We start from the raw sequence: 20658 nt of genomic DNA, 5'->3' as shown, positions 1-20658 counted from the left end.
CAAGTCGGCAAACGAGGGAGCAGTGCGTGCAATACCACACCGCAAATGGGCCAGTATCTGTAAATATTGCAGATATCGTGACATTGACCAACCTGGTTTCTGCGAAAATCCAGTCTGGTCAAGGCTTTGCCCTTGCGACCTTAAACCTTGATCACCTTGTGAAAATGAACTCTGATCAGGCGTTTTATGACGCCTATCTTGCTCAGGAATTGGTGGTTGCTGATGGCAATCCCGTCGTTTGGTTGTCATGGCTTGCAAAACAACCGGTGAAACTGCAACCAGGATCAGATTTGATACTCCCGCTGTGTCGGCTGGCGGCTTCCCTAAACTTATCTGTCGCTTTTTTAGGCTCGACCGATGAAACATTGAAACAGGCGGAAGCCGCATTAAAGTCCAAGATCCCTGATCTAAATGTCGTGTTGAAGCTCTCCCCAGCCTTTGGTTTTGATCCGCAAGGCAGCGCGGCGGAGGAAGCGTTGAAACAGGTTCAAGCCTCTGGCGCGTCACTCTGTTTCTTGGCGCTAGGTGCTCCGAAACAAGAGATATTGGCCGCGCGCGGACGTAAGCTTGCGGCATCCACGGGTTTTGTAAGCATCGGTGCTGGCCTTGATTTCCTTGCAGGGTCTCAGGAACGCGCGCCAAAATGGGTGCGCCAGATCGCAATGGAGTGGTTGTGGCGCCTTGTGTCAAACCCGAGACGCCTTGCCGCGCGCTATGCCATGTGTTTTGCCATCCTTCCCGGCCATTTCACGCGGGCCCTAAGGGCGCGTTTCAACGGCACGGAGGCAACACCACATGTCTGATGACGTCGTGTCAGCCACAGATCCTGATTGGAGCCGCGAGAATGTCCGAAGTTTTTGGGACCCCGGCCCCAAGCTCCTGCGAGCCATTCGCCGCTACCAAGTCGCTCAAACTCGAGGCGGTCTGATTGGCAAGCTTGCATCAAAATATTGGGTGCTGATGCATCGATTTTGGTCCGTGATGACACAGTGCGAGATCCATTTGCATATGCCAATTGCCGGTGGACTGCGTTTACCACATCCGACAGGTATTGTGATCCACCCTGAGAGCTCGATTGGTCCGAACTCCATGATTTTTCAGCAGGTTACGCTGGCTGGCCCGTGTAAAATCGGTGGCCATGTGGATATTGGTGCTGGCGCGAAAATCATTGGACCGGTCACCATCGGTGATCACGCAGTAATCGGCGCGAATGCGGTAGTGACCAAAGATGTAAATGCTTACGAGACCGTCGCCGGAATCCCTGCGAAGGTGATTTCCACACGCCAGCCTGATTAAAGAATTGTACGCGGCCCCTTGGGAAGCTCAATCCTGTTGCTTGAGTCCGACAGTGTCGGTTTCGGACGAACCTGCATATTATTGTCGGTCTTGTCCGCGATTTTCTCAGCATATCCCAAAAGCGCACCTGCAATGAGCCACGTCATCGGGGTTAGCGTCGCGTTGGGGATGAGGTCCGCGACATTGACCGCCAACAACAACGCGAGCGAACCCCCAATCGGCGAAGGTACATAGCGCGCGATGCGATCTTCCAACTGCTTCTTCACTGGAATTTCGTTGCTGACCGATTGCCGCCAGCGCTGTTGATCAGCACGTTGGCTCGCAGAGGAATGATAAGCGAACATGAAGATCGGAAGAGTCAAAAGGCCAAATTCGGCTAGGAAACCCAACCAACCATAAACGCCAATCGTAATCACCCAACGTCCGTCCGAGACGGTCGTGATCTCACCACTAAATGCATCATGCACGTGGTTGCGACCCCAGGTCCCCCAGCCAAACAACGGTTTCTCCATCGCGCGGTCTAACAGGATGTTTTCGTTGTCGAACCGAAAACGCAAAGAGTTCGACCGCTCCTCGCTTGCCGCCGATGCAACAGCGAGAATGCGCTCTTCAGGCACAGCGTTGATCGACTTGGCAAGTGGATAAATGAGCACCAGTGCTGCCATCACAACCGCAACCCGCGCTTGGAATTTCCACCCGGTAAACAGCACCAAGATCACAAAAAGCGTCGCATAAACAACTGGCCCCAGAGTTTTGTTCAACACCAGTACAAAGCCTAGAAAGATCGCTGCGATAAAAAACCAGGAACGTCCGCCTTTGGGACTGTTACGCCATAGGATAATAGCGCTCGCTAAAGCCATCATAATGAAGATGGCCGCCCAAATGCCGTGACTCAGGAAGACGGTGGCGCGATAGCCCCCTGCTCGGATCACTTGCTCAAACACATGCGGAAAATAACCATAAATCCACACATTCAGCTGCGGGCTTAGGCGCACTTCCAGAAGCATTGGGAAAGAATAGATCAACCCAGACACCAAAAAGACAAACAAGAGGTCCCGCAGACCTTCACGGTTTCCTAAGAATTGACGCGCTAAAACAAAGCCAACCAAAATAAGCGTTTGGGTGAATATCAACGCCACGATATCTCGTTCATACAGGCCACGCAGACTGTTATTGGCAAAGATAAGTGGCTCTCCATTGGTGAAGATCGTAAACACTGGACTAAAGATAAACGCGGCCACCAAAGCGATACCGACTTTGGACCGAGGCAAGAACTGGACCCGTTCTCGCACGACAAATATCACCAAAAGCAAGGCGACCACATTGGGCAACGTATCTTTGTTAAGCGGTGGCAGCAGTGGAAAATCAAACGCTGCCGGTTGGGGCGGCAGCAAAAGATAGGCGCCTAAGAAAGACAAAATAAGCGCACGCCCGACCGGGAGCCGTTTAAAAAAAACGAACATCAGCAAAGGCCAAAGGGCCAGTGCGAGATATGCGATTGCATTTGGCATATGTGTTTGTCTTTAACTCAAGAGCTTGTGTTGCCTTAGGTGTCGATAGTTTGCCTGACGAACACGTCACAAAAAACAAAAAAACACGCCATTTTCATGGCGTGCTCAAAGTCAAAGACGTCGTTGTTCAGTGACCGTTTGCGCGCACGACAACGGATACAGTTTTGATCATAAGCGACAGATCGGATTTTAGGCTCAGTTCATCCAAATATTGGCTGTCGTAGAAAGCCCGCTGTGCAAAACTCGTCTCGTTGCGCTCAGAGACCTGCCAAAGGCCAGTGATCCCAGGACGCATCTCGTAATAACAGCGGCCAGGATAAATCTCTTGCTGGCAAGGCATCATCGGACGTGGGCCGACCAAAGACATATCCCCCTTTAGGACGTTCCATAGCTGAGGGAGCTCATCCAGGGATGTCTTGCGAATAAACCGGCCGACGGATGTGATGCGAGGATCATTGCGCAGTTTCTGTTTTTCGTCCCACTCAGCGCGCGCCTCTGGGTTTTGAGCGAGGTAGTCCGAAAGGATCGTATCCGCATCGGCCACCATGCTGCGCAGCTTTAGCATAGAGAATTCACGGCCATTTTTGCCGACTCGTTGCTGGCGATAGAAAGGCGAACCGCCGTTCAAGGAAATCGCAACTGAGGCGATTAGCACAACGATCGAAACGGGAACCAGCAGGATGGCCACCGCAAACAGGTCGAGAACCCGCTTAAAGAAACCCCGATACAGTGCGGGGGCTGCACTGTTTGTGCCAAGCACAGGCGCATGCGCGCGCCGTTCAAAATAGGCCATTCCGAACCCTCATTAAGAACAGCAAACAACCTCCTGCGCGTCTGAATCAGACACGTGAGCCTCATCTCAGGCTTCAGAGGATCTGCAAATCGTTGCCCCCGATTGGCTGTATCAACAGCCGGTGCAGATCGTCCGACATTCAGTTGTTTGGCTATTCAACAAACCCAACTTCTTTTTAGACAATATCAAATGTGTTGAAAATCGTCCATAAATTTGCCGCACACGCATAAGTTTAATGCATTGTATTTAAACGATTTTTCGAAAATTCAAGCCGTTGAAAACAAAATGTCGCCACATTTTTGGCACGAAAAATATCTGATCGTACACCAAATGCGATCAATACTGAAAATTTCGAGGCAATGTTTCCTGATTTGCGCCAGTCACTGTTTCCACAACTGGCTCAATTTCCGAAGGATCCAAGGACTGGTTCCAATGATTACCCACGCTTCAGCGCTTTCACCCGCTATACGATTTTTTTGATTCGGATTTTGCCAATTGCAGCATAAAAAAGGCAGCGAAGTGGCTGCCTTAAATATCTGAATTTTCGGCTTATTCAGCGTACAGTGACGATTGCGGCGACCGCAAAAATCGAGATCGCAAACACCAAAAGCCCTACGGTCCAGAATATACGTCGCCACCGGCGTTCACGCGCAATCTGCACCGTCGGAATAACAGCTACCGCACGCAGGCCAAGGCTGCGCTCTAGCTGATTTTCAGTGCGAATGATCGGATTACGAAGCTCCATAAACAAGACAGCGGCAACCCCCAAAAGCCCAGAAAGGATGCAGCCCATAAGGGCGATGCGCTTACGGTTAGGTGCAATGGGGTGTTCGGGTGCCACCGCCAATTCAAGCACACGGAAACTCTCCCCCTGCTGGCTTGCTTGAAGCATCAAAGACATCTCTGCTTCCGCCTGATTCCGGGTGATAACCTGATATTGATCAGTCAGTTTCATCAACTCTCGTTCAAGCGCGCTAAGTTCTTTCTCAACCTCCGGTGCGGCGAGAATAAGCTCATTGATCGTTTTGATCTCCAAATCTAACAATGCGGCTTGCTCTTGGAATTGCGCCAAACGGTTCGCAATCACACTATTGCGAGACCCCCGATTACCGGCATTGAGTTCTATGATCTCTTGCTCAATCGCCAGGCGTTCTTGGCGCAGGATCAAAAGTTCATCCCGCTCAGCGCTCAACCCCTCGCCCAAGCTACGGCCATTTTCCTGCTTGAAGGACGCAATCCGAGCTTCTAAAGCCTCGATTGCACCACCTAAACGTGCTTCTTCACTTTCAAAAAATTGAACCGTCTCAGTTGCGCGATCTTCTCGGCGCTTCCGGTTCTGCTCTAGCACGTTATTCACCAGAGTGTTTGCCACCCGCGCGGCAACATCTGGATCACCTAAACGCGCCGTCACGTTTAAAGCGGTGGGAATGATGTCGGGACGCCAAGCAAGGCTTGGATCGGCGACCCGTGTCACTCCGGCGGCAAGGCGCAACGCTGTTACTTTATCGGTATCTGACATGTCCGGGATTTCGGCAAACAGACGCTCACGCTCGATAATATCAAGCAGATTGTCCCGAGACATCACACGCTGCTCAATAATCTGCAGTTGCTGCAGAGTGCGCGCATTTACTGACGCAGAACCGCCAAAGCTCGGCGCTTGGACTTGAGATTGTTCGATCTGGATAACTGCAGAAGCTTCATACTCGCGCGGCAGGCTCACCGCATAGAACAAAGACGCAGCAACGCCAATTGCGAGGATCAATGCCAGCAGCACAATGTGGCGCAAGAATGCACCAATCATCTCGTTCAATGTCGATAGCCCGTTCATCTCAACTGCCTCAAATTCGCTTGCACTCTACGGTGCATTCATTGCTCATCACACTGGGTATGCCAGAGCAATGTGTTTATCCAATGACCGAATTAGGAAAATCACTGCCAAATTCAACGCCCTCAGAGATATGACACAGGCTAAGAAGCTGCTCACCCGACCGAGTTGTCAAACCCGAGAACATGGTGCCTTTCGCAAAACATTCAACGTCTTTCATAAGCCGTGCATCAAACCGGCCTTGCTTATCAAAAATTACAGAAAGCGCATGGAAATCAAATACTTCCTGACTGATGGCATATTGGCATTTATAAATCGCTTCCTTCGCGCAAAAGAAACGACGTGCGACAACACCCCGGTTTTCAAACGGCAACTGGCGCAACCAAGCAAGTTCTTCAGGGCGGCAAATCTCGCTGAATAGATCGGCTTCCAGCGGCAAATTCGGCTCAATATCCACGCCCAGCGCCTTAAATCGGTCACGTTCACCAACAACGGCGACACATGCCATGAGATCATGAGAGATGCTACCAACGACGGCTCTGGGCCAAATCGGTGCGCGGTCTTCTCCCATTGGAATGGCCGATGGTGCGCGGCCCAAAGCAAGCAAGGCACGGCGGGCAGCAGTCCGCCCTGCAGTGAATTCCCTTTGACGGGCAGGCCGCGCATTGGCGATGGCTTGTTCTTCGGCGGGCCAGAGCGGCTCGCTTTCGCTGCGCGGCGAGGTCACAGCAACGGCGGCGCCCGCTGGAACAATCGAGCGGACGGCCATTTCTAACATCGAAAGTCGACGGAGTTGTGTGGTCATGACTGTTTCTCCCGGCGACGCGCGCGCATCGCGCGGCGTTTCGCCATGGCGTCCTGGCGGCTCGTGGCCGCAGGGGTCGTTTCGACAGCTTCTGCTGCAGGTTTTTCGCTTGGTGCCGCGACGGGCGTTGCTTTTGCAACACGCGATCCAGCAAGCGCCGCGACCCGTCCGGCAATGCCAGATAACGTTGGGAAGCGGAAGATATCGGTGATGGAAACGCCTTTAAAACCAAGGCTGTCGCGCATCTCACGATGCGCTTGCACGGCAAGCAAACTATGCCCGCCAAGATCGAAGAAGTTGTCCGATGCGCCTATGCCATCGACGCCAAGAATACGTGACCAAAGGTCTGCAATCTGCGGCAAGACATCAGCTGTTTCCTCGGTCGATGCTTCAACCTTAGGTACCAGCGCATCCGGCTCAGGCGCTTCTCTCTTGGCCGGAGCAGGCAAGGCTTTGCGGTCTATCTTTTTGTTTGGCGTCAGAGGCAATGCATCCAAGCGCACAAAGTGACTTGGCACCATATAGGACGGAACATGGAGATTGAGCTCCGCGCGCATCTCACTCTCGGTCGCAGTCCCCGTTGTATAGGCCACCAAGCGCACATCGCCCGGCACATCCTCGCGGGTAATCACAACCACCTCGTTAACCGAGTTCAATGCCTCTAGGCGGTTCTCGATCTCTCCAAGCTCAATACGGTATCCCCGTAGTTTCACCTGATGATCCGCCCTGCCGATGAAATCGAGCGCGCCATCTAGGCGACGCTGTACCAGATCACCAGTGCGGTAGAGCCGGCCTTTGCCAGCAAAATGGTCTGGCACAAAGCGATCTGCGGTCAAATCTTCGCGGTTCCAATAGCCGCGGGTCACCCCCGTACCGCCAATCAAAAGCTCTCCCGGAACACCAAATGGAACAGGATGGAGGTCTTCATCGACCACGTAAAGCGTTGTGTTCGCAACGGGTTGACCAATATTGGCGGTTGTTTCCTCGGACGATGTTGTAGCCGTGGATGACCAAATGGTGGTCTCCGTCGGTCCATACATGTTGGTGATTGTTGCATCTGACAGCGTATTGAGCTGCCCCACCAATGCACCCGGTAACGCTTCGCCACCAAGGAACATATGCTTGACCCTTGAGAGTGCGGTGGAAGCTTCATCATTCATCGTCAAAAGCCGTGCCATAGACGGTGTGCATTGCAAGTGGGTCACGTCATAACGGATGATCTGACCAGCAATAGAAACATCGTTATCTGAAACAGCAACGCCGCCCTCGAACGCTTTCACAATCTGCGCCAGCGGCCGTAAGCCTTCCAGCACCACATCCGTGTCAATGCCGTAGTCAATCAAACAAGCCACTTCCGTGACGCCGATCTTTTGCAAAGACTCAACGCGCTCGGCACAATCATCGACGGTGCCAAACAGGCCGGAATCCTCGAAATACCGCAGGAAGGCGAACTCTAGGATGCCTTCCATCTCGTCATCATTCAGGCTGCCAAGGTCGAGCTCAAACGGATTGCTCACCCCTTCCGGTTTTTTAAACGCGGGGAATGCCCAAGCATATTGTTTGATAAGCCCCGCCGCCGAACGCAGGTAATTCTTCATCGGCTCACGTGCCGTTTCGCGCACGGTCTCGCGATCTTCACCCACAAATGTGTGCAGCATCAAAGTGACTTTGAAGTCGTCAGGATTGTGTCCAGCTGCGCGCAACTCAGTATGGTAAAGCTTAATCTTGTCAGAGACTTCATCAATGCTCTGACCCAAAAGGTGCGTCAAAATATGTGCGCCGTTGCGGCCCGCTTCTTTCCAGGTCTCGGGGTTACCCGCAGTGGTCACCCAAATATCTGGTTGCGATGAGACCGGACGCGGTTGGGTCAGCGCCTCAAACGTGGTTCCATCCGCACGTGGGAAGGCAACAGCCTCTCCGCGCCAGAGTTTGCGCAGGTCCGCGATCTGTTCAAACATCGCCACCTTGTTATGTGGCGGCGTGTTTTCCGGGCGCAGAACAAAATCATCCGGCTGCCAGCCGCTGGCAATGGCCAGCCCTGCTTTGCCGCCGGTGAGGTTATCAATGACCGCCCATTCTTCAGCGATCCGGGCCGTATGGTGGAGCGGTGCCACACAGCTGCCTGCGCGCACACCGATATTCTTGGTAAAACCAGCCACAGCGGCCCCCGTGACAGATGGGTTTGGATATGGCCCGCCGAAGGCATGGAAATGCCGTTCCGGTGTCCAGATCGCGCAGAACCCGTTGTCGTCAGCAAACTTAGCGCCTTCTAGAAGTAGGCGATATTTGCCCCGACCAGCACCATCATCATTGCCCCAATAATACAGGCTAAACTCCATCCCCTGCCCGTCACGGCCAACTGGCCCATCGGAAATTTGGGTGGCGCTTTCGTCGCCTGAAATTACAACCTTATGGCCGCGTGTCAGCGTGTAGAAAAGCTCGAGCACCGAGATATCAAAGGACAGGCTGGTGACCGCGAGCCAGGTGGCGGGGCCGTCAGTCTTCACGCGATCATCCATGCCCGCAAAGAAATTCACCACATTGGTGTGTTCCACCATCACGCCCTTGGGGCGGCCGGTGGAGCCGGAGGTGAAAATCAGATAGGCGAGATCTGACCCGGACGCCTCGGCGACAGGGGCCTCTTGGGAAGCCGCTTCAATCGATTTCTCGGCATCAATCAACAGAATGTCGGCACCGGTCTCCGGAAGGTCTGACGCAATGGCACTTTGGGAAATCACAAACCGGGCGGCGCTGTCTTCCAGATAGATCGCAATCCGATCCGCTGGGAAGCCGGGATCGAGCGGCAAGTAGGCAGCCCCCGCTTTCATAGCGGCCAAACACGCCACGACCAAATCCAGTGAACGTCGGCAATGCACGCCGACCACATCACCGGTTGAAACACCGCGTGCTTTTAGGACCTGAGCACATTGATTGGACCGTGCATCCAGTTCCGCGTAGGTCAGTGAGGCATGTTCAAAAACCAATGCGGTCGCATCTGGGGTCGCAGCCGCTTGCTTGGCAAATTCCGTGTGAATGGTTGCTTTTGGATCAATATCAACTGATGCGCCGATCCAGCCATTCAGCAATTTCTCACGTTCGGCATCAGGTAAGGCGTCAATGTCGCCAACGCGACCTTCCTCTTTGCTGATACCCGCAATGATCAGCTCAAACCGAGCCGCGAGAAGGTCCGCATGCTCTTTGGAAACACGCGCTTCGTCAAAGCTAAGCTGCGCACCGTTTTCGGAGAGCATAATATTGGTCGCAGCTGTGGAAACCGGCGCGATCCCAGCGCCTGAAACAACGGCAAGATCAGGCGTCTTCAATCCATCGATGTCTGGAGCCCGCGCAACGAGATCACGCGCGAATGTATCTTTCGCTTCGATCTCATCGAGCGCTGTTTCGGCAGCTTTGACGTAATCCGTGACCGTATCTTCAAAGACTGGCGCGAATGACAACGGAACCCATTCCGCAAGATCGCCCGGCGCGACGGTCTGAGCGCTATGGCAATAGGCGATACCCGCGCCTTCTTCACCGCCACTGCGATGTGCCAACAAAGCGGCAGCAGCAACGACGTGTTTCATCTCGGTTTGCGCTGGTACCTTTAATGGCTGAAACGCCAATTTCGCAGACGCGTTCGCTGCGCCGACAAGCGGCAAATCAAGCGCGTGAAAGTTCGCCAGTGCCGTACGCCAATAAGGTTCATGGCGTGCGACCCGTTTGAGGGCTTCATCAATGTGCGCAGCATCTGCAGTCTGCGAAAGCACCTCACCGGTTTTCACAAAATCACACGGATCAACCGGTTGGCCATAAAGGTCTGTAAATGCAGACAAAGTCACCGCACCATCGACACAGGCAACGGTCAAACTTGTTGCATCTACCGCCAACACCTCACCAGACTCGCCTTGGCCTTCCGCAGCGCCAATTTCTGCGAGCAAAAACAGGTCTTCGCCCACAGCAATCTTCGGGGCGCAAAGCGGGTTGAAATACGCACCGTGATCCAATGCACGGACCAACGAAGCTAACTCTGTCGTAGTTTTAGAGAAATCCAGTCGACCACCAGCGGCAGGTCGATCCGAAAGCCCAAAGTACGAGCGGTTCGTCAAATCCTGCGGCAACCTTGGCAATTGTGCCGCTGTGAGTGCAGAGATCACTTCGGGGAAACTCTCAATCGCAGCTGCAAAACATTTTGTATTGAGAGTGAGCGCCGTGTCTTTTTCCGTTATTGCGAAATTGCGTTGGACCAAAAGGTCCCCTTCATCCACGTCACCTTCGATCAGATGCCATGAAATGCCGTGTCCGGTTTCACCATTCATACGCGCCCAAACCGGTGCGTTAAGACCCGCATAGGCGGGCAAAGGACCGTCATGGAAATTCACCGCACCTTTTGTCGCTTGTGCCAAGTGGTCCGCGGGAATGATTTGCAGGTTTGCGATGCTCAGTAGCCAGTCAAACCCGTCTGGAAGCGTGACGTCTTTCAGTGCTCCATCGTGGAGCGTCACCGCATGACCTTGAGACTTCGCCCAGTCCGCAATATCGCTGTTGCGCGTGATGATCGTGGCGATTTCATGGCCAGATCCCACCCAAAGCTTCGCGCATTCCACCAGAAGCGACTCGTTGCCGATCATCACTGTGGATTGCTTTTGCATTGGGCTCACCTGATCCAAACTCATCAACTCACTCCTTCAACGGTCTTAAACCGTTGGGAAAATTCACTTTCCGTGGCCGCCTAAGGCTTCTGCGCAGCGCGGCTTTCAAGGCATGATTTGCCATATCAATGAGGAAATATTTGGGCTGCCCCGTGGATTTCCCTTGAAGAAGGGCTCGCAAGTTGGCGAAGCCGCCACCAACAAGATGGGCAAGCGTCGCAAGCGCTGCGTATCCAACACCGTGGTTTGACACGAAATAGTGCAGGCGCGAGTCCAGCCAAAACTGCGGGATACGGTCCCAAGTTTTCATGCCGGTCGACACAGAGCCGATATGTTCGACCTCGCTCTCGCGCACGTAATCCAATGACCACCCTGCCCGATGTGCGCGCAGACAAAGATCGGTTTCCTCGAAATACAAAAAGAAGGTTTCGTCAAAAAGGCCGATATCTTCCAGCACCTCGCGACGGATCATCATCGACGCCCCCGCCGCCCAGTCCACTTGCTGGGTGTGTTCGGGGATCGGAAGCGGCACGACCGCATTCTTGAAAAGCCGAGAGATGGGGCCGAATTTAGCGGCTCCTTCCAGCTCGCCAGCAATGGATGGAAAGCGGAACGCAGTCAGGTGCGGCTCACCATCAGAGCCGTGAATATAGCTCCCTGCCATTCCAGTGTTTGGATGGATTTCCAAATGGTTATAGAGCGTTTTTATCGCACCATCATGTGGGAATGCATCTGAGTTTTGGATATAGATATAATCCGGCGCGCGACGCTTGATGCCTTTGCGCAAACCTTGCAGAATCCCGAAATTGTTGCCCGCCCCAAAGCCGCCATTGTGCCCTGATTGTAGAACCTCAACTTGGTCATCCGACCACCCCCTATCCGCAACACCTGCGGACATCGCTTCAAATGAGCCATCCTGACTGTCATTATCCACAATCAGAATTTTGCCATTCAACCCGTCCATTTCACGCACGGAGGCTTCTGCCGCCCGCAAGGTCATATCGGGCGTTTTGTAGTTCAAAATAACGGTTAGAAGCGTTTTCTCGGTCATCACTCACTCCGCCGCTCGTCTGAACGGCAAGATCACCGCGTTCCCGCGCTCTGCCTTTTGGATTTCTTTGCGGATATGGGCCGCCAGAACGCGCACGTTTGGCTCTAGCACCATACTGTCATGGTCGCCCGGTACCTCGGTCACATGCAGGTCTGAGGCAAACTGCCCCCAATCATTATCATGCAGAACGTAGGTCCGTTCTGAGTTCACCCAGCGATCCTTGGCCACTTGCCATTTGCCAACGAGTGGCGGGCGATAGAGCGCCACGCGGCCTTCCCATAGTTGAACGTCATACTTAGGCAGCGCCCGATAAAAGGCCGCTTCAATTTCTGCATTGTGGAACTGCGCGCCGTCATCCTCAGTCGCTTCCGCTTTGCGACGTTTTGTAAACTCCCAAAGAATGCGGTTCTTGGCCCATTTGAAGATATAGCCGGCCCCGCCCTTCTTTAGATCAAGCCATTGAATTTTAATGCGATCTTGGAAGGTCAGTGCGCGACGTACCGGAAGTGGCGTATCCAGCATCACGACCAAAGAAACTTCTTCGCCAACTGCTTTGAGCTGACGCGCCATCTCATAGGCCGTCAAACCACCACCCGAGAAACCACCCAGCATGTAAGGCCCATGGGGTTGCACGGATCGCAGCTCGATCAAGTAATCTCGCGCGGCTTCTTCGATGTCATCATGGGGCGCAACGTCCCCAAAAAGGCCTCGCGCTTGCAGGCCATAAAACGGTCGATCCGCGCCGATCAAATGCGCCAGATGGCGCAGGTTCAATACGTTGCCATACATGCCAGCCACCAAGAAGAACGGCGCTTTCTGGCTGTTCCCCGCCTGATGCATCGGCACGATGTGGGTGTATCGGCTTTCCGGCGCGATGGCCTCTGATTGCGCGGGTTGGTCACCGGAGTCAGCCGTTTGATCCCCAATTCGCTCAATGATCAGCTCCGCGCATTTCTCAATGGTTGGCGCTTCGAACAGGATCGAGATCGGGAACTCGATCCGGTAAGCCTTTTTGACCATCGCAAACAGGCGCACAGCGATCAAAGAGTGACCACCAAGGTCAAAGAAGTTATCTTGCACGCCAAGCTCTTCGATGCCCAACAGATCCTGCCAGAATCCGGTTAGGGTGCGTTCGACATCGTTGCGTGGCGCGACAAAGTCATTGTCCAGATCGGGGCGCTCAAATCCTTGGGTATCCGTATCTTGCGCGATAGATTGCTGCGCGATCTGTCGTTTCAGCCCATCGAGTTCCAAAGAGCTTACAATCACGTTAGAGAGACCTGTCCCCAACGCACGACGCAACGCGAGCGCCCCATCTTTGGATGGGATACCCTGAGAAAGGTTGTGTTGCAGACGCTGCTCTGCGGCGGAGAGCACCGGCGCTTGCGGATCAACGCTGCGCACCAATTCGGCTTCACTTGGGCGCGGCAAGCTTTGAACGGTAAAGGCGCTATCAAGACGACGGATCGACAATCCGTCCACTTCAACACACACATTGCCGTCCGTGTCGGCCAATACGACATCAAAGCTCGCGCTGCCCTCTTCTGATGAGCCGCGGACGGCTTTGACCCAGCTTACAATCTGGCTCGGCAGCTGTCCGTAGTGGCGCAACGCTGAATAATTTACAGGCACCCAGAGGTTCTTGGCTTCATAGCCCTCGATCAACTCCATGGCCCAGCCGGTGCCAAGGTCCAAAAGGCCCGGATGTAACGGCACGGATTGGGCTTCTGCAATCAAACCCTCTGACAGGGACAATTCTGCTACCCCTTCGCCCTGCCCCAAAGCGACTGATTTCAGCACGTTCCAATGCGGGCCAAAGTTCAAATGAGCCTCTTGTTGGCTGGTGATATGCGCATCTTTTTCCGCCAGTACAGGCTCTGGCATGCGCGACTTAATCTCTTCCAGATCAAAGGCTTGTGGCGCTGGCAACGCCACCATGGACACATGACCTTCTGCGTGGCGCACGAAGGCATCCTTGTAGTCAGACAAGAGCTCAAATCGGTAGCCAACTTCATCCGGGCGCAGTTTCAATTGCACGGTCTTTGTCGCACCATCGTCAACATGAAGCGCGCGCAAGAATGTCAGCTCGCGCACCTCATAAGCAGCGGTCTCATCCAGCGTTTGCATCGCTTCCGCAATGAGTTCGAGATAGCCCGTGCCGGGGAAGATCGCCTCGCCCGCCTTAGTTCGGTGCTGGTCTAGCATCCATGACGTGGCCGAAGAGAGCGCCATTGAGAAAACAATGGTTCCGTCATCTTCAATGACCACCTGCTGTAGAGCAGCGGCGTCGATGTCTCGTGGTTCAGCAGGTCCTGCTGGCGCGGTACGATCCGACACGTTGTCGACGGCCATACCTACGTCAGACCAGATACCCCAATTCACTGCCGTGACTTTGGTTTGATCACCCTTCCGACTATCCGCATAGGCATTCAGGAATGCGTTCGCGGCCACGTAATCTACCTGACCCACTGGGGCAAGCACGGTGGATGTGGAAGAAAACAGCGCCAAGAAGTCCAATTCGCCATCGGCAAAGATCTGATCCACAATCATCGTGCCATGGGTCTTTGGTGCAAGCACTTCTTCCACCTGTGCAGAGGTCTTCGCAAGCAGAGGGCCATCATCAATGGCACCGGCCGCATGAATCACCCCATGCAAACCGCCGAACGTGTCGCGCACATGCTGAACCGCGGCCTGCATCTCGACCAGATTGCACACGTCACCGGTCACAATCTCAAGCCGCCCTTTAAGCTGTTCAAGCTCTTGGACAATCGCGATTTTCTTCGCAAGTTTGTCAGAGCGCCCGCTGAAGGCAGTGATTTTTAACCATTCGCTGCGATCAGGCAGTTCCGAGCGACTGAGTAAGGCCACATTGGCCCCGGCACTCAGCATATCGCGCGCGACCGTAACACCGATCCCGCCAAAACCTCCGGTAATCAGGTAGGTCTTTCCCTTCTCCCAAGCGATCACTTTTTCTGGAGCGAATGCGTTGGATTTCTGAGATAATTCAAAGCGTTTGCCGTCACGATACGCCGCTTGGAAACTGCGCGGCGGCGCGATCAGGTCTTCGAGCAAGTGCCCCGCCAAAGCCGCGCCAAGCTCCACATCGATGCTGGCACATGTCATGCCCGGCACCTCGCGTGGGATCACGCCAAGCGGGCCACGAATGGTTGCTTTTTCTGGATAGGTCAGCGGGTCTTGACCCACAGAAGCGGCCCCATTGGTAACGCAGGTCATATGCACAGGTTGCGGCAGATTTTCGTCAATCACCGCTTGGCCTAAGAACATCAGTGAATGGAAGCCCTGTTCCAGATTGCGGTGGAAGAAACTGCTGCCCGGACGGAAGCTTTCTTTGCTGGTCAGAAGCCACATATGCAGAATGCGGTTGGGCGCTTGACCATTGGCGATCAAGTCTTTGAGCAGCTGATCGTAACCCTCTCGGCCACGTTCTGGCGAAATCACATATTGCGTGTCAGTTAGCTTGCCAAATGCGTCGCCCGGCGCGACTTCGACCACCGAATGGCCGGCTTCGCGAAGCGTTCTTGAAAGGTCACGACCAAGGCCGTCCTCATCCACAAAAATCAACCAAGACTGCGGCTCTGTCAGCGACAGATCCGCCAGCGCATCCACATCATATTCTGCAAATTTCGGCGTCCAGACAGGACGATAGCCCCATTGGGTCCGATCTTCGGTGCGCAGCAGCTCCTCTGCCTCTGGAATATGGCGTGTGTCGGGTTCGATAAAATAAGACGTGCGCTGGAACTGGTAAGACGGAAGGATCACCCGATTGCGACGCGCATCTCCCCAGATTTGGGACCAATCAAACTCTGCTCCATTCGCCCAAAGGCGGCCTAAAACAGACATAAAATACAGGTCATCCTCAATCTCTTGGTCTGGATGACGCAGGGAAGAGATGGCTTTGCCCTGCCCCACGGACGGATGCATGCCCGCCAATGAGCTAAGCGCCTTGCCGGGCCCGACTTCTAAGAAAATGCGGCCAGGCACCTCTGCCAATGCACCAATGCAATCGGCGAACCGGACAGTCCCGCGCAGATGCTGCACCCAATAGTCTGGGTCCATTGCTTGTTGATCCGTCAGCGGCTCACCGGTGCGGTTAGAAATAATGGGCAAGCTTGGCGCGTTCAGCGTGATCAAACGGAGGTAGTCACCAAACCGCTCAAGAATCGGCTCCAACATCCGCGAATGTGCCGCAATATTGATGGCAATACGCTGCGCTTCGATCTCTTGTTCAGAAAGCTTTGCAGCCAATGCATCAAGCGCGGCATCTGGCCCCGACACAACAGTCAGATCCGTCGCGTTTTCTCCCGCAATATCAAGATCATCGCCTAACATCGGCTCCAGCGCACCACGGGACAACGGCACAGACAGCATGCCCCCGGCGGGCACCGTTTCAAACAACTGGCCGCGCAACAAGACAAGACCGATACAGTCCTCAAAAGACATGACCCCAGCCAAACAAGCGGCTGTGTTTTCGCCCATGGAATGACCGACCAATGCGGCTGGTTCAACGCCCCAGCTTTTTAGAAGCTGCGCCAGCGCATATTCCGTGATCATGATCAAAGGCAATTGCACCGATGGGCGCAACAGCTCTCGGTGTGCTGCGGCTTCATCAATCCCGTCGGCGAGCCATAGCGCCCGGGCATCTATCTCAGATTTCTGACCTAGGATTGCGAGCCCCTGATCCATCCACTCTTGGAAAACCGGCTCGGTCTCATAGAGATCACGCGCCATATTCACATGCTGCGCACCGCCTCCGGGGAACATAAAAACGACGTCTGGATCTTGAACTTCCGCCGTATGACTGAACACCCGGCGTTGGTCTTTTGCTTCCAATAGATCGGCCGCCTCTTCGTGGCTGCTGGCAACCACAACCCGGCGTTTTTCAAAGGCACGACGCCCCTTTTGCAGCGTATAGGCCACATCAGCGAGATTTTGTTCTGGATGGGCACGCAGATGCGCCGCCAACGCCGCAGCATTTGCGTCTAAGGCTTTGTTTGTGCGCCCGGAAATGGTCAGCAATTGGAACGGCCAATCGCTCTCTTCCGATGCGGGAAGCGGCTGGGCCTCTTCCAAAACCACATGAGCATTCGTACCCCCGACACCAAGCGAGTTCACCCCTGCCCGGCGCGGGCCTTTGTGGGAAGTCCAATCCTGTAGCTGGTTGTTCACCCGGAACGGGCTGGTTTCGAAATCGATTGTGGGATTTGGCTTTTCAAAGCCAAGGCTTGGCGGCATTTGCGCGTTCTTCAACGCCATTGATGCTTTGATCAGGCTGGCCGCACCCGCAGCCGTGTCCAGATGGCCAATGTTGGTCTTCACGGAACCGACCCGGCAGAACCCCGCTTCATCCGTTGTTTCACGAAAGGCTTCGGTCAGGGCTGCAATCTCAATAGGATCCCCCAGATAGGTGCCAGTTCCGTGGCACTCTACATAGTCGACCGTATCCGCGGGCACGTCAGAAATTTCCAACGCATCCATGATTGCTGCTGCTTGGCCGTCGACGGAAGGCGCTAAGTAGCCGGCCTTATCAGAGCCGTCATTGTTCACCGCAGATCCCCGGATCACCGCCCAGATGTGATCTCCATCGGCCAATGCGTCCTGCATGCGGCGCAGAACTACGACGCCTGCCCCGCTGCCAAACACCGTGCCTTGTGCGCGGTGATCAAAAGCGTGACAGTGACCATCAGGCGATAATATCTCGCCCTCTTCAAAAATGTAGCCGCGTTTATGGGGCAGTTCGATGGTCACGCCGCCAGCCAATGCCATGTCACATTCGCCATTCAACAGCGACTGACACGCGTAATGGGTGGCCACCAAAGACGTGGAACATGCCGTCTGAACGGACATGCTTGGGCCCTTAAGGTCCAGAATATGGCTTAGCCGTGTGGATAGGAAATCTTTGTCATTTCCCGTATGGCGCAACAAGAACATGCCGGTGCTGTCCACCAGATCGCGGTTTGAGCAGAGGTTGAAATAGAAATAGCTGCCCATCCCGCAGCCACCGAAAACGCCGATGTCACCAGCAAAATTCTCTGGCACATGGTTGGCATTTTCCAACGCTTCCCAACTCACCTCAAGAAACTGGCGGTGTTGCGGGTCCATAATGGCCGCTTCTTTGGGGCTAAGGCCAAAGAACTCGGCGTCAAACTTCTCAAAGTCCTTCAGAATCGCTGCGGATTTCACATAGTTCTTGTGCTTCAAGCGCACAGAGCTTTCGCCTGCATCGAGCAGTTCTTCTTCGCTAAGTGGCGTAATACATTCCACACCATCGCGCAGGTTTGCCCAATATTGATCAAGGGTGGCGGAGCCCGGCAAATGGGCCGCCATACCGACTATCGCAATATCGTTCTCAGTCCAAAACGCGGACGCTGGTTTTTCAGCCATAGTTCACTCGATCATCGATGCCTCAGACCGGCATTTTTGTGCACAAGCCAGTCCATTGGCGTCTAAGTAGCCCGCAAACCAAGCGTCAACTTGGTAAGATCAAGGCGAATTTAGGGCGAATAAATCGTTTACAAACGACGCATTAACCCAAAGCGCGAGCAGCAAAATGATCACTCCGACGGCAGCAAAAGTTAGATCGTGCAGCGGGTCCCAAACGCCCTGATGGCGCGCAAGCCAGACCACGACAGGATAAACCACAATCATTCCAATGCCTTGCCCCATAAGAGCACCCGGCAGGCCAAAGGTCATGACACCGACCAAAAGCCCTGTAATGAGGCAGACCATGCGGCAGAAGCTTAAAATAAAGAAACGCTGGGAATCCCCACTTGCGAGCGCCGCTTGATCGTAAGTCAAAACGATCAGTTGCGGCAGCTGCGCACAGGCAACAAAAAGGAGAATACCGCCAGCTAGCGCGTAACGTGGGTCATAGAGAAACTCGATCAGCCAACCAGACAACAGCGCAAGCACGCCTAATGGCACCATGAGACCCGTGGACAATAAAAAGCGCATCTTCCGAAGCTTAAGGTAATTGTCTCGGGACTCTTTGGGCGGTTTTTCCCGGTAAATAGGGATCAAAATCCGGCGGATCACCATGCCCCCCAACAAAAGCGGGAAACTCGCCAAAAAGAAGCCGATATTGTAAATCCCCAGGATCTCGATCGAGAGGAAACGACCAAGAATAATCTTGTCACCTTGGCTCAAAAAGAAACCCGCAGCGGTGCTGAGAAACACCCATTTTCCGAAGTTAAACAACTCGCCCACGGCCGGTTTTTCCCAGCGCAAATGGTTGTGCGCACCTGGAAGCAGCACAGTGAGCATGATCAGGTTGAGAAACGTGCTAACGATCCCGCTGATCACCAAGGCCCAGACGCTTTCTAAGATCAACGCTGCAATCACAGCAATAATCAGTGCAATCACTTGCGTCACCAATTCGATCACCGTGAGAAGGCCGAAGTTGAGATGACGGTTCGCAGTATCTAGCCGCGTGGGATTGAACCCCGCGATGAAAAGCGTGATGCCAATCGCTGGTAGAAGTTGCTCAAGAAGTGGCGCGTCAAAAAACTGCGCCGCTGGGGCCGCAATAATGAAAGTCACCATCCACAGGGTAAAGCCACGGATGATTTGCATCGTCCAAGCGGTGTTCAGGAAATCTGGGTCATCCCCACGCTTGCTTTGCATAATCGCTGGCGTCACGCCAACATCTGAGAAGTTGTTCAGACCTTGCATGAAAACATAAACCAGAGCCATCAAACCGAAGGCTTCCGGAAACAAGATGCGCGTTAGTATCAAATTCGACGCAAGACGAAGCAACTGACTACCGCCAAAACCGATAAGCGTCAGCGCACCACCGCGCATCGCTTTGGCTGCAAGCCCTTGACCCTGCATCAGATTTCTAAGTCGTCCGGCGCTGGGACTGTTTGCGTCTTTATCCGTCATCTACCGCGGCTCCATGCCTCGCCAGATTGGTCTTTTGTGAAGCGCACAATCAACGATACCGTCGCATAGACAAAGAACCCAATCGGGTAGGCCAAAGCAACAGAGGCGATCTGCTTCCTGTCAAACGCACCTTTGTCTTCGTTCTTGAGCAAATGCCCATAGCGCTCGGCGATTTGCTCGACACCTTTGTTTTGACGGCGGCGCACTTTGATCAAATTGCGCCAGCCTTCTGCAATCGGCCATACGTAGGTGCCCGGCACCCCATATCGCTCGCGCGGTTTAAACAGCAGCCGGACATACATGTCGTCTGAAATGATGTTGGGAAAGTCGCCCCAGCGCTCGCGCCCCGCTTTGTTGACGGCAAACAAGCCAGAACCAGGGACAGATTTCGCCATAAACGGCACGCGCGACCAAAACCGACCGTAGGCGCGGCTGACGCGGCTCGCAGCTGCCATGCGCAACTTGCCACTTGCCCAACCCGCTTCTTCGCGATCCAAGGCCCGTTCGATCTGATGCAAAACACGGTTTGACACCTGAACATCCGCGTCCAAGTAGATACGCACATCACCAGTCGCATGCCGATCACCAACATTGAGCGCATGAAGCTTGTCTCCAATCTGCAAATCAAAGACGCGCATGGACCACTTCTTGGCTTCCGCCAATTTGACGTAACGCTCTGCAATATCAACGGTATTGTCGGTGCAACCATTGGCAACCACAAGGATTTCAGCCTGCTCTAATCGTTCAGACGCCAGCACGGCCTCAAGGCAAGCGGAAATCCAGATCGCCTCGTTATTTGCCGGTATGATAATGCTTGTAGTCAAATTCTGCC

General features: G+C 54.0%; 11 protein-coding genes. 2 read left to right on the top strand and 9 right to left on the bottom strand.

The window, feature by feature from the left end; genetic code table 11:
- Window positions 1-26: 26 nt before the first annotated feature.
- On the top strand, window positions 27-803 hold the full coding sequence (locus TA5113_RS11830; protein ID WP_058313974.1) for a WecB/TagA/CpsF family glycosyltransferase: 777 nt from the start codon (window positions 27-29) through the stop codon (window positions 801-803).
- Window positions 796-1296 carry a serine O-acetyltransferase gene (locus TA5113_RS11825; protein WP_058313973.1) on the top strand — a complete coding sequence of 167 codons (501 nt, stop codon included), beginning with the start codon at window positions 796-798 and terminating at the stop codon, window positions 1294-1296. The genes TA5113_RS11830 and TA5113_RS11825 overlap by 8 nt, the downstream gene beginning before the upstream one ends.
- Here TA5113_RS11825 and TA5113_RS11820 read toward each other — a convergent pair.
- From TA5113_RS11820 to TA5113_RS11780, 9 genes are all read right to left on the bottom strand, one after another.
- Window positions 1293-2807, bottom strand: a complete 1515-nt coding sequence (locus TA5113_RS11820; RefSeq protein WP_058313972.1) for an O-antigen ligase family protein — start codon at window positions 2805-2807, stop codon at window positions 1293-1295. The genes TA5113_RS11825 and TA5113_RS11820 overlap by 4 nt on opposite strands.
- Before the next feature lie 127 nt (window positions 2808-2934).
- Window positions 2935-3600, bottom strand: coding sequence for a sugar transferase (locus TA5113_RS11815; protein WP_058313971.1), 666 nt, complete (start codon window positions 3598-3600; stop codon window positions 2935-2937).
- Window positions 3601-4153: 553 nt separating this feature from the next.
- Window positions 4154-5428: a GumC family protein gene (locus TA5113_RS11810; protein WP_058313969.1), complete on the bottom strand. Its 1275-nt coding sequence runs from the start codon at window positions 5426-5428 to the stop codon at window positions 4154-4156.
- Window positions 5429-5504: 76 nt separating this feature from the next.
- On the bottom strand, window positions 5505-6230 hold the full coding sequence (locus TA5113_RS11805) for a 4'-phosphopantetheinyl transferase family protein (RefSeq protein WP_058316722.1): 726 nt from the start codon (window positions 6228-6230) through the stop codon (window positions 5505-5507).
- Window positions 6227-10900 carry a MupA/Atu3671 family FMN-dependent luciferase-like monooxygenase gene (locus tag TA5113_RS11800; protein ID WP_245627113.1) on the bottom strand — a complete coding sequence of 1558 codons (4674 nt, stop codon included), beginning with the start codon at window positions 10898-10900 and terminating at the stop codon, window positions 6227-6229. The genes TA5113_RS11805 and TA5113_RS11800 overlap by 4 nt, the downstream gene beginning before the upstream one ends.
- A 4-nt stretch (window positions 10901-10904) precedes the next feature.
- Window positions 10905-11927, bottom strand: a complete 1023-nt coding sequence (locus TA5113_RS11795; protein WP_058313967.1) for a glycosyltransferase family 2 protein — start codon at window positions 11925-11927, stop codon at window positions 10905-10907.
- A 3-nt stretch (window positions 11928-11930) separates the two neighbouring features.
- Window positions 11931-18329, bottom strand: coding sequence for a type I polyketide synthase (locus TA5113_RS11790; protein WP_058313966.1), 6399 nt, complete (start codon window positions 18327-18329; stop codon window positions 11931-11933).
- Between the two features lie 99 nt (window positions 18330-18428).
- The gene (locus TA5113_RS11785) at window positions 18429-19826 is read right to left on the bottom strand and encodes an oligosaccharide flippase family protein (protein ID WP_082625796.1); all 1398 of its coding nucleotides are present in this window, start codon (window positions 19824-19826) and stop codon (window positions 18429-18431) included.
- Complete coding sequence (locus tag TA5113_RS11780; RefSeq protein ID WP_245627112.1) at window positions 19823-20650, bottom strand: glycosyltransferase; 828 nt, start codon at window positions 20648-20650, stop codon at window positions 19823-19825. Before TA5113_RS11780 ends, TA5113_RS11785 begins: the two co-directional genes overlap by 4 nt.
- Window positions 20651-20658 lie beyond the last annotated feature (8 nt).

This window comes from Cognatishimia activa, assembly GCF_001458335.1.
In the GTDB taxonomy this organism is placed as follows: Bacteria; Pseudomonadota; Alphaproteobacteria; order Rhodobacterales; family Rhodobacteraceae; genus Cognatishimia; species Cognatishimia activa.
Note: the sequence above shows the minus strand (reverse complement) of the source record. Positions and strands in the feature narration are given on the sequence as shown.